Below are 10,894 nucleotides of genomic sequence, written 5' to 3' on the forward strand. Positions count from 1 at the left end.
AGAAGAAATTGTAAAACAATACGAAGTAAAAGGATTTATAGATTACCAAGTTTTTTCAACTAGTGAGAACTACAAAAATTTAGCTTTAGTCGCTTCAGAAAATAAAAACTCATTTGGGTTTACGTATGTAAAAAGTGACAACACTTCAACTGCAAACCCTTGGAATACACAAAATGGACAACTAGTTGGTAAACTTTTTAATACAGAACTTAACAAATTTACTGAAGTAACATTAAAACCAATGGGAAGTAGCACACTACGTAGAGTTACATTTCCAACAAAATAAAGCACCATTTATAAATGCAAAATATTTTAAAATGAAAACAATAATTAAAACACTTTCAATCTTTTTAATTTTATTCTTCATAAGTTGTTCTGAAGAAGTACAAAATGAAAACCCAGAATTTAACACCTTTAATAAACTACAAATTACAGCCATTCAACCTAATGGTTGGATTGAAGAATTTTTGATTCGACAAAAAGATGGTTTAACAGGAAATATTGAAGTTGCTGGGTATCCGTATGACACAAAAATGTGGGCAACTGAAAAAATTAAAGGCTCTACAAAAGCTTGGTGGCCATATGAACAAACAGGGTACTATATAGATGGTGCTAACAGATTAGGACATTTGCTAAATGATGCATCTTTAAAAGAAAAAGCCAAAGTACAAACACAATATGTGTTAGACCATATAAATCCTGAAACTGGTAGAGTTAGCACTAACTTAGCTGATAGATGGTGGCGTTGGCCTTATGCAGGTTTTTTTCGTACATATATGACTGATTATAGCGAAACTAAAGACCTGAAAATTGTTGAAGCTTTACACAAACATTATTTAACATTTACAGCAAAAGATTTTGCTGACGATTTAGAGTTGGCCAATGTAGAAGAAATTTGTTGGCTGTACGGAATTACCAAAGACGAAAAATTATTAGAAATGGCTGAAGAAGCCTATCGTATATTTAAATCTGATATTGAGAATAGAAACAGAGCAGGCTCTGATATTCAATTTGGAGCTGATAGACAACCAGATCATCATGTGGTAGTATATTTAGAATTGGTTAAAATCCCTGCTATTTTATACAGTCATACTGGTAAAAAAGAATATTTAGAAGAAGCTTTAAATGGAATTAAAAAAGCTGAAAAATACAATATGTTAATCTCTGGTTTACCAAGTTCTACAGAACATTTTACAGGTATTTCAGAATTATCGGGTACAGAAACTTGTAACACAGCTGTATTTCCACATACGTTTGGATATTTACTTAGAATTACTGGAGATGCAAACTTAGGTGATAAAATTGAAAAAGCTGTATTTAATGCAGGTATTGGTTCCATAACAAAAGATTTTAAATCGCATCAATATTTCTCAGCGCCTAATCAGTTTATTTCAACATTAACTTCAAATGATTACGGCCACAACCCTGGTAGAATGGCTTTTTTACCTGGGCACGATGTTGAATGTTGTACAGGAAATGTAAACCGATTTATGCCTTATTATGTGGAGCAAATGTGGTTAAGTTCTGAAAACAATGGTTTAGTAGCATCTCTATTTGGACCAACAACTGTAACCGCTAATGTGGGTGAAAATCAAATGCCAATTACAATTACTGAGGCAACAAATTATCCATTTTCTGAAAATGTTGAATTTAAATTTCAGCTTGAAAAACCAACTTCATTCCCATTTTATATCAGAATTCCTGCATGGAGTAGCGATACGCAACTAACCGTAAATGGTAAAACTGTTGATGCTGAAATAACTGCTGGTACATTTTTTAAATTAGAACGTGAATTTTCAAACAACGATGTAATTTTACTAACAATGCCTATGGAAGTTACAACAAGTTCTTGGCCAAACAATGGTATTGGAATTGAAAGAGGTCCGTTAGTTTACAGTTACCCAATTAGTGAAACTACTACAATTGCAGCTGATTACGAACGTTCAACTAAGGAGTTCCCTGCCTTAGAAATGCAACCAAATACAGATTGGAACTATGCTTTAAATTTATCAGAAGGTAAAAATTCGGGAATAGAAATTATTAAAACTAAAGAAAACGGTTACGCTTGGGATACAGGAAACTCACCAATAAAAATTAGAGTTCCTGTAAAAAAAGTTACAAATTGGGAATTGAAAGAAATTGAAAATACCGATAACTTTAAAACAACTCCTGAGTTTCCAAAAGAGCTTCAAACGGAAGGTGAAACGGAATATATTGAGTTAGTTCCTTATGGAAGTACCTTGCTTCGCTTAACTGTTTTTCCAAAAAATAATGACTAATTAATATCATTGAAATTATGAAACATCTACTATTATTAATAAGTGTTTGTCTAATTACATTATCGTCGTGTAAAGAAGAAAAAAACCATTCTCTTAAAATAAGTGACGGTAAAGTTGAACGAATTACAATGATGAAATCAGAATACGTTTCTGATAGAAATATTGATGTTTGGCTGCCTTCAAACTACGACTCTTCAAAAAAATATGCTGTTTTATACATGAATGATGGACAAACATTATACGACCCCAGCATGTCTTGGCTAAACGATGAATGGCAAGTTGATGAAATGATGGGAAAACTATCACGCAAAAAAACTATTAAAAACACAATAGTTGTTGGTATTTGGAATTCTGACATTGGAAGAGTTGGTGATTACTTCCCTCAAAAACCTTTTGAAAGCTTACCTCAAAATTATGTAGATTCTGTTAGAACAGCACTAAATAAAGTAGAGTACACTAAAAATATGATGAAGGATATACACTCAGACAATTATTTAAAATTTATAGTTGAAGAGTTAAAACCATATATAGACACTAAATATACTACACTAACTAATAAAGAAAATACATTTATAATGGGATCAAGCTATGGTGGTTTAATCTCCATGTATGCCATTAGCGAATACCCAGAAGTTTTCGAAGGTGCTGCTTGTTTATCTACACACTGGATTGGTACATTTAATGACAACCCAATAATTGCACAAGCGTTTATTAATTACTTCGGAAAACAAATACCAAGTTCTAAAAATCATAAAATATATTTTGATTATGGAAGCAAAACTCTAGATCAATACTATGAGCCATATCAGTTAAAAATTGATTCAATAATGCAATTAAACGGCTATACAGAAGCTAATTGGAAAACATTAAAATTTGAAGGTAAAAATCACTCTGAAGCTTCTTGGAGAGAACGCTTAGACATTCCTTTAATATTCCTATTAGGAAAATAATAATTTTAAATTATGAAAAATAAAAAGCATTTAACAATTATAGATACACCTTTTACTGTTGATTATTCAAACGGAAATATTAGTAGTAAATCAGTTATCAATCCAATAAAAAAGATAAAGGATTTACAAAATATTTTTGAAGACAAACAAGCCTTTAAAAATATAGATGGTGACAAAATTATTTATGAAGTTCAAGCTATTCTTCCTGTTGAAGAAGGTCGTGAAGGTGGTTTATTTTACGGTAAAACAATCATCCATCCAGGTAAGGTTGGTAATGAATACTTTATGACTAAAGGTCATTTTCACAAAAAAATAGATAGAGCTGAATTTTATTGGGGGATTGAAGGTGAAGGAATGTTACTACTTATGGATAAAAACAGAAATACTTGGGCTGAAAAAATGTACCCAGGAAGCCTGCACTATATCAACGGATATATAGCGCATAGAACTGTAAATACAGGTACAACAAAATTATCTTTTGGTGCTTGTTGGCCATCTGATGCAGGGCATAATTATCAAGAAATAATGGATAACGGATTCTCTGCAAGGTTAAAAGAAGTAGATGGAAAACCTCAACTAATTTCAACTCAACTATAATTTTGTTATGGTAATTGCAATTGACATTGGCGGCACTTTTGTAAAAATAGGTTTGGTGAATAATGCTGAAATAATTGTAAAAACAGCTATTAAATCGCATCCAAAAATTGTTTTTCAAAACACCATAAAAGATATAGAAGTTACCATCAATAACCTTTTGAAATCACATTCTGTAGCTCAAAGAGATATTGAAGGAATTGGTATTGGTTTCCCTGGATTGGTAGATTCTATAAAAATGAAAGTCCTTTCTACAAATAAAAAATACGATGATTCATTAGCTTTTAATTTTATTGATTGGGCTAAAGAAACATACAACACATCGGTTTTTTTAGAAAATGATGCAAGAATGGCTTTGTTAGGTGAATGGCAATATGGAGCAGGAAAAGGGATTGACAATATTGCAATGTTAACCTTTGGAACTGGAGTTGGAAGTGCAACTATTATAAACGGAAAATTATTGATAGGAAAGCATTTTCAGGCAGGAAATTTAGGCGGACATTTTACCATAAATGTAAACGGGGCATTGTGTACTTGCGGTAATTTAGGATGTGTTGAAGCTGAAGCATCAACCTGGAAATTAGGCGAATTATTAAAAGCTGACCCAAGATATACAGATAGCTTAATTGAAGGAAATGAATTAGATTTTGAATCCTTATTTAAATATGCTGAAGAAGGTGGTGAATTAAGTTTATCCGTTAGAAATCATTGTTTAGAAGTTTGGTCAGCAGGAGTTATCAATCAAATTCATGCCTATGATCCTGAGTTAATTATTCTTGGAGGTGGCGTTATGAAAAGTGCCGATGTTATTATTCCTTTCATTAAAAATAACGTAAAAAAACATGCGTGGACTCCTTGGGGAGACATCAAAATAATTCAATCAAAAATTCCAAATAGGTCAGCGTTATTAGGCGCCTACTATTTGGTTACTAAAAATTTAAAAAATTAATGAGTACCAAATTTAATAAATTTCCAACAGTAAAAATGCCTTCAGAAAGCACATGTTATTCCAATTGGGATAGTATTTGTAATCAAATTACTGAAGACTTAAATAAAATTCAAAAATCTAAAAAGGTTGTAGTAGTTGAATTTTACCATGGAGTAAATGAAAATGAATTCAAAAAAGAGTTGAATGCACGAATAAATACAACCAAATTTATTGAAGCCAAAAGTGCTCTTTTATCAGAAGAAAAAATAAAACAACTCGTTTTCCCTGATGTTACTGACGATCGTATTTTCGGTTACATGTCTCGATTAAACTTAGAAAACTTCTTCAATAATGAAAAAATAGTTCAACTAAATACAGAAATTGAAAACACCAATGAAGGTGTAATTCTTGTAACTGGAATTGGTGCTTCTATAGTTTGTAAAGATTGGGATATTTTGGTGTATGCTGATATGGCTAGGTGGGAAATTCAGCAAAGAATGAGACGCTTTGAAGTTGATAATTTAGGTGTTAATAATAAAGATTCTGAATTTAATTATTTGTACAAACAAGCTTATTTTGTTGATTGGCGTGCTTGTGACAAGCATAAAAAGAAATTATTTGAAAAAATAGATTACATTTTAGATTCTAATACTGCCGAATCTCCAAAGATGATTCATGGAAAAACATATTTGGACGGATTGTCACAAACTAACAAACAACCATTTAGCGTTGTTCCATTTTTTGATCCAGGTGTTTGGGGAGGTCAATGGATGAAAGAAGTGTGCGACTTAGACAAGTCTGCTCCTAATTATGCTTGGTGTTTTAATTGTGTGCCTGAAGAGAATAGTTTACTGTTTCAATTTGGTGATATTTTGTTTGAAACGCCCTCAATAAATCTTGTTTTTTACGAACCTGAAAAATTATTAGGTGAAGCTGTTTACAGCCGATTTGGTGATGAATTTCCAATTAGATTTGATTTTTTAGACACTATGGGAGGTGGGAATTTAAGTTTACAAGTACATCCGTTAACAGAATACATTCAAGAAAAATTTGGTGTAAACTATACACAAGATGAAAGTTATTACATGCTTGATGTTGAAGATGATGCTGTTGTGTATTTAGGCACAAAAGAAGATACAAATCCATCTGAAGTTATTAAAGATTTAAAAATTGCTGAAAAAGGTAAAATTCCTTTCAATGCCGATAAGCATATAGAAGCTTTTCCCGTTAAAAAACATGACCACATTTTAATTCCTGCTGGTACTATTCATTGTTCGGGTAGTGGAAGTATGGTGTTAGAAGTAAGTGCAACTCCATATATTTTTACATTTAAATTATGGGATTGGGGAAGATTAGGAATGGATGGAAAACCTCGTCCAATTAATATTGAACATGGTGAAAAAGTAATTGATTGGAGTAGAACAACTTCTTGGACTAAAGAAAATTTAATTAATAGAGTTGAAAAAGTTGATGAAGGAAATGGTTGGATTGAAGAAAAAACAGGGCTTCATGAACGCGAATTTATTGAAACTCGTCGTCATTGGTTTACTAATACAGTTTCTCACAATACAAACGGAGGTGTAAACGTAATCTGCCTAATTGAAGGCGAGCAAGCAATTGTTGAAAGTCCAACAAATTCATTTGAATCTTTTACAGTGAGTTATGCTGAAACTTTTATAATTCCAGCCACTATTGGTAACTATACAATAAGACCTTATGGAAATAGCATTGGAAAAGAAATAGGAACTTTAAAAGCTTATGTAAGAACTTGATTATGAAGAAATTTACCTCAGGATTAAATATAATACCAACAACAAATCCGCTTAATTTTGAATACGGAGATGAATGTTTTGGACCAAAAGTTGAAAACAGAAAGTTAGATGATATTCGTAAAAGTTTGCTTAATAGCAACTGTAAAGGGCCAGAAATAGTGTATTCAATAGCAATGAATGTTGGAAAGAAAATACATGCCGAACAACTTAAAAAACAACATTTATTGTTTGGTATTGTAACTTATGCATCAGGAAAATTAGGAAAAGAACCCGTAAGAAGTCAAGGCCATATTCATAAAAAATCAGCATATGGTCAAAATTGGTCTACTCCTGAAGTTTATCAAATATGGTCAGGTAAAGCTGTGATTTACATGCAAGAATATGCAGATGATAATCCCGGAAAATGTTATGCAGTTTATGCTGAACCTGGCGATATTGTAATTGTTCCTCCAAGTTGGGCACATGCAACAATTAGTGCAGATCCAAATACACCTTTAACTTTTGGTGCCTGGTGTGATTTAGAATATGGTTTTGAATATGACAAAGTAAGAACTCATAACGGATTGGCTTGGTTTCCTCTAGTTGAAGACAACGGAGATTTAACATGGATTCATAACCCAGAATACAAAAAAGTGGACTTAACTATCAAAAAACCAAACAGTTATTCTGAATTCAATTTAAAGCAACAAGAATCTATTTATACGCAATACGAAAAGAACCCAGATTTGTTTACATTTGTTCCTAAACCATTCACTAAAAAGAATTTATGGGAAGATTTTATTCCATAGAATAAACCTAAAATCAAAAAATATTCATCATTAAATACCATAAAAAATGCGTAGCAATTATATTTTAAAAATTACAATAATTATAACTTTAGGAGGCTTATTATTTGGGTATGACACTGGAGTTATAAATGGAACACAATTTTATTTTTCAAAATATTTTGAGCTAACTGGAGCTATAAAAGGATTTATAGTTAGTAGCGCATTGTTAGGTGCCTTAGCTGGTGCAGCATTTTCTGGTGTATTAAGCAAAGCTATTGGCCGAAAAAAATCTTTGATTATTGCTGCTGTATTATTTGCTATATCAGCTTGGGGTTCAGGTTTACCAAGTATATTGCCTGAGTCTATTTCTCTAATGGTATTTTTTAGAATATTAGGTGGTATTGCCATAGGAATGGCTTCTATGAATGCCCCAATGTACATTGCTGAAATTGCGCCTGCAGATAGAAGAGGAACGTTGGTTACTTTTTATCAATTGGCTATTGTAATTGGGTTTTTTGTGGTGTTTTTAGCAACTTATTTTATTGGAAATGGAATGAGTGAAAGTGAAAATATTTCTACAGGTTGGAGATATATGTTTTGGTCTGAATTAATTCCGGCAGCATTATTTTTAGGACTGTTATTTTTTGTTCCTAAAAGTCCGAGATGGTTAATGATGAAAGGAAAAGAAGATGAAGCAAAAGCTATATTAACAAAAATTCACGGAGAAGAAATTGCAAATAAAGAATTTGTTGAAATTAAAGAATCAATACAAAGTGAAGGAAAAACTGAGAAAGTTTCAATATTTTCAAAATCGTTCCTTCCAATTATAATTATTGGGACTATTCTTTCTGTATTACAGCAATTTACAGGTATCAATGCCGTATTATACTATGGTGCTGATATTTTTGAACAAGCTCTTGGATTTGGAAAAGAAGATATATTACTACAACAAATATTATTAGCAACCGTTAATTTACTATTCACATTTATAGCCATGTTTACAGTAGATAAATTTGGAAGAAAACCATTACTTATGATTGGTGGTTTTGGAATGTTAATCGGTTTTTTAATGATGGGTTTCACATTATATTTTAGTGATTATTCTCAATTAAACTCCGCAGGGCTACCAACAATTTCTTCTTCGGAAGGGATTATAAGTTTAATTGGTATTTTAATTTTTATAGCATCTTTTGCAATGTCAATGGGGCCAGTAGTTTGGGTAATTCTGTCAGAGATATTCCCTAACAAAATACGTAGTGTTGCCATGTCAATTGCAGTTGCGGGGCAATGGATGGCTAACTATTTTGTATCTCAAACTTTCCCTATAATGGTTGATAGTGATGTTAACAAATTACAACTAAATGGAGGTGTTTGGAATAATTCTTTGCCTTACTTTCTGTTTTCATTTTTCATAGTAATAATCATAGTATTTGTTTGGAAATTTATTCCTGAAACAAAAGGAAAAACGTTGGAAGAGATGGAAACCTTATTTGAAAAAAAATAAATTAACCAGCAGTCATAAAATTAATAAAAGCTTCCCAATAGTCTTCGTTTCCATTGGTTGAACTCCATAATGCTCTAGAGCCATGGATACCTTCAACTGTTGGTATAAAATGAGTAATAAAATTTGTATCAACTAAAGAAATTAGTTCTTTTAGAGCTAAAGATTCTTTTTTTGAGGACGTTACAAAAGCTGGTTTCGAAATATTTTGAATGCTATTTTTAACATCAATAGTTTTATAATATTCTCCAGGGCTAAATGCTGCTATCTTCTTTACTTTCTCTAAATTATTTCCAATTAACAAGGCCAACGTTGCAGAATACGAACTTCCAACTAACACTATTGGTTGATGTCCATTTAATTCATACATATAATCAATTGCTGCTTCAATATCTTGTTTAGCATCTAAATAATCTGTTGGTAAACCTCTTTCTTTTGCCGCTAGAGATGTTTCATTTAACACACCATTAGCTTCTCTCCCTGATCTTTGATCTATGGAAATACAAGAATATCCCAACTCCATTAATTTTAAAGCAGTGTCTTTATATTCACCTCTACTAAATCCTGCTTGATGACATAATAAAACCGTTGGTTTTTTATTGTCAACTTCATAAATATCAATAGTAATTGGCAAACTGTCTTTTGAATAAATAATTGTTTTAACTACATATATATTTGGAACTATTGGTTTCTCAATAACTTTTGATTCAATAATTTTAACTTCTTTTTTTTCTGAAAAAATATTGCAAGAGACAAACAGTAAACTAATACTTAAAATAAAATAACGCATAAAAAAGTTTTAAGCTAAAATAATAAAAATTTAAAACCTTAGCAGAATAAATAATTTGTAAAATTATAATCATAAAAAAACCTCCAAAAATGGAAGCTTTAAACTTTGGTAGGTAATAAGGAATTACAAAATATATTCATCTTTTTTAATAACTTACTATCAATGCAACAAAATTAAATACAAAACCATATATTTGTAGCTTAAATAAAATTTTTAATTATGAGTAACGGAACAGTAAAATTTTTCAATAATTCTAAAGGATTTGGATTCATCACTCCAGAAGAAGGTGATAAAGATGTATTTGTACATGTAAATGGACTAATTGATGAAATCAATGAAGGGGACAAAGTAAGCTTTGAGATAGAAGAAACTCCAAAAGGATTGAACGCAATAAATGTCAAAGTAATTTAAGTCATTACTTCTAACTTATTTGTATAAAAAGCCTATCTTAATTGATAGGCTTTTTTTTATTAAATTTTAAGCATAAAAAAATCCTACTATTTCTAGTAGGATTTACTTTGGTGGGCAATGTTGTATTAATTTATTAAGATAAATTATTGTTTAATAATAGCATCTTTCATAGAATAAAGTATTGCTAGTAATTCATTTCTCGAAACTCGATCAACTTTATTGGCATCCAAAACAAAAAGGATATCATCTAAAGCTGATAAAAAATCAGCCTCTGATAAGTTTAAACCTTTATGAGCACCTTGCATATCTCTACCCTTATAACTAGCATTTCCTCCAGTCCCAGCAGCTAAAAAATCTTTTACATGTTGTTTAAATTGATTGAAATATTCTGGATTTTCTGTCAAAGGAATAAAATAATGCTTAATATCCTCATTTTCGAGGTGTCTAGCAACAATTTGGTCCACAGCACCTGAAATACCTTCTTTTCCTCCTAATTTTTCATAAATTGATTTTTCTTCTACAACAGTTACTTCATCCTTAACTTCTGTCAAATCAGTTTTAACTTCAGTTTTACATGATAAAAATGTAATTACAAGTACAAATAATAATAAATAGTTAGTTTTTTTCATTTGATTAATTATTTAAGTTAGTGATTATAAGAGCTTTAAATTGCAATGTAACAATTATTACGTAATAATGCAAATAACTTAAATTTTATAAAAAAATACTGAACCATGATAAATAACAAAGTATTAAAATCAGCAGTTTACTAAATAATAGGCATAAAAAAAGCTTCCAAAATTGGAAGCTTTATACTTTGGTGGGCAATGAGGGATTCGAACCCCCGACCCCCTCGGTGTAAACGAGGTGCTCTGAACCAACTGAGCTAATTGCCCTAAGCG

General features: G+C 31.1%; 11 protein-coding genes and 1 tRNA gene. 9 read left to right on the forward strand and 3 right to left on the reverse strand.

Features of this window, described 5'->3' with window-relative positions; genetic code table 11:
* From GQ540_RS04265 to GQ540_RS04300, 8 genes are all read left to right on the forward strand, one after another.
* On the forward strand, positions 1–286 hold a 286-nt coding region (locus GQ540_RS04265; RefSeq protein WP_291797848.1), incomplete at its 5' end, for a hypothetical protein.
* Positions 287–317: 31 nt separating this feature from the next.
* Complete coding sequence (locus tag GQ540_RS04270; protein ID WP_291797851.1) at positions 318–2,279, forward strand: beta-L-arabinofuranosidase domain-containing protein; 1,962 nt, start codon at positions 318–320, stop codon at positions 2,277–2,279.
* Positions 2,280–2,296: 17 nt separating this feature from the next.
* Positions 2,297–3,229, forward strand: a complete 933-nt coding sequence (locus tag GQ540_RS04275; protein ID WP_291797854.1) for an alpha/beta hydrolase-fold protein — start codon at positions 2,297–2,299, stop codon at positions 3,227–3,229.
* Positions 3,230–3,241: 12 nt separating this feature from the next.
* On the forward strand, positions 3,242–3,826 hold the full coding sequence (locus tag GQ540_RS04280) for a glucose-6-phosphate isomerase family protein (protein WP_291797857.1): 585 nt from the start codon (positions 3,242–3,244) through the stop codon (positions 3,824–3,826).
* A gap of 7 nt (positions 3,827–3,833) precedes the next feature.
* Positions 3,834–4,772, forward strand: a complete 939-nt coding sequence (locus GQ540_RS04285; RefSeq protein ID WP_291797860.1) for an ROK family protein — start codon at positions 3,834–3,836, stop codon at positions 4,770–4,772.
* Positions 4,772–6,523 carry a class I mannose-6-phosphate isomerase gene (locus GQ540_RS04290; RefSeq protein ID WP_291797863.1) on the forward strand — a complete coding sequence of 584 codons (1,752 nt, stop codon included), beginning with the start codon at positions 4,772–4,774 and terminating at the stop codon, positions 6,521–6,523. The genes GQ540_RS04285 and GQ540_RS04290 overlap by 1 nt, the downstream gene beginning before the upstream one ends.
* 2 nt (positions 6,524–6,525) lie before the next feature.
* Positions 6,526–7,311, forward strand: a complete 786-nt coding sequence (locus tag GQ540_RS04295) for a glucose-6-phosphate isomerase family protein (protein ID WP_291797866.1) — start codon at positions 6,526–6,528, stop codon at positions 7,309–7,311.
* A 46-nt stretch (positions 7,312–7,357) separates the two neighbouring features.
* Complete coding sequence (locus GQ540_RS04300; RefSeq protein ID WP_291797869.1) at positions 7,358–8,794, forward strand: sugar porter family MFS transporter; 1,437 nt, start codon at positions 7,358–7,360, stop codon at positions 8,792–8,794.
* Between the two features lies 1 nt (position 8,795).
* On the opposite strand, the gene GQ540_RS04305 is transcribed toward GQ540_RS04300, so the two are convergent.
* Positions 8,796–9,581, reverse strand: a complete 786-nt coding sequence (locus GQ540_RS04305; RefSeq protein WP_291797872.1) for an alpha/beta hydrolase — start codon at positions 9,579–9,581, stop codon at positions 8,796–8,798.
* Positions 9,582–9,800: 219 nt separating this feature from the next.
* On the opposite strand from GQ540_RS04305, the gene GQ540_RS04310 reads away from it, so the two are divergent.
* Positions 9,801–9,992: a cold-shock protein gene (locus GQ540_RS04310; RefSeq protein WP_291797875.1), complete on the forward strand. Its 192-nt coding sequence runs from the start codon at positions 9,801–9,803 to the stop codon at positions 9,990–9,992.
* Positions 9,993–10,135: 143 nt separating this feature from the next.
* On the opposite strand, the gene GQ540_RS04315 is transcribed toward GQ540_RS04310, so the two are convergent.
* Positions 10,136–10,621 carry a group 1 truncated hemoglobin gene (locus GQ540_RS04315; protein ID WP_291797878.1) on the reverse strand — a complete coding sequence of 162 codons (486 nt, stop codon included), beginning with the start codon at positions 10,619–10,621 and terminating at the stop codon, positions 10,136–10,138.
* Positions 10,622–10,810: 189 nt separating this feature from the next.
* A tRNA-Val gene (locus GQ540_RS04320) sits at positions 10,811–10,888 on the reverse strand.
* Positions 10,889–10,894: the final 6 nt, after the last annotated feature.

This window comes from Lutibacter sp. (assembly GCF_013139515.1).
In the GTDB taxonomy this organism is placed as follows: Bacteria; Bacteroidota; Bacteroidia; order Flavobacteriales; family Flavobacteriaceae; genus Lutibacter.

Coding starts and splice junctions, on each gene's coding strand:
- GQ540_RS04270 (WP_291797851.1), top strand. CDS start 318: ATGAAAACAATAATTAAAACACTTTCAATCTTTTTAATTTTATTCTTC.
- GQ540_RS04275 (WP_291797854.1), top strand. CDS start 2,297: ATGAAACATCTACTATTATTAATAAGTGTTTGTCTAATTACATTATCG.
- GQ540_RS04280 (WP_291797857.1), top strand. CDS start 3,242: ATGAAAAATAAAAAGCATTTAACAATTATAGATACACCTTTTACTGTT.
- GQ540_RS04285 (WP_291797860.1), top strand. CDS start 3,834: ATGGTAATTGCAATTGACATTGGCGGCACTTTTGTAAAAATAGGTTTG.
- GQ540_RS04290 (WP_291797863.1), top strand. CDS start 4,772: ATGAGTACCAAATTTAATAAATTTCCAACAGTAAAAATGCCTTCAGAA.
- GQ540_RS04295 (WP_291797866.1), top strand. CDS start 6,526: ATGAAGAAATTTACCTCAGGATTAAATATAATACCAACAACAAATCCG.
- GQ540_RS04300 (WP_291797869.1), top strand. CDS start 7,358: ATGCGTAGCAATTATATTTTAAAAATTACAATAATTATAACTTTAGGA.
- GQ540_RS04305 (WP_291797872.1), bottom strand. CDS start 9,581: ATGCGTTATTTTATTTTAAGTATTAGTTTACTGTTTGTCTCTTGCAAT.
- GQ540_RS04310 (WP_291797875.1), top strand. CDS start 9,801: ATGAGTAACGGAACAGTAAAATTTTTCAATAATTCTAAAGGATTTGGA.
- GQ540_RS04315 (WP_291797878.1), bottom strand. CDS start 10,621: ATGAAAAAAACTAACTATTTATTATTATTTGTACTTGTAATTACATTT.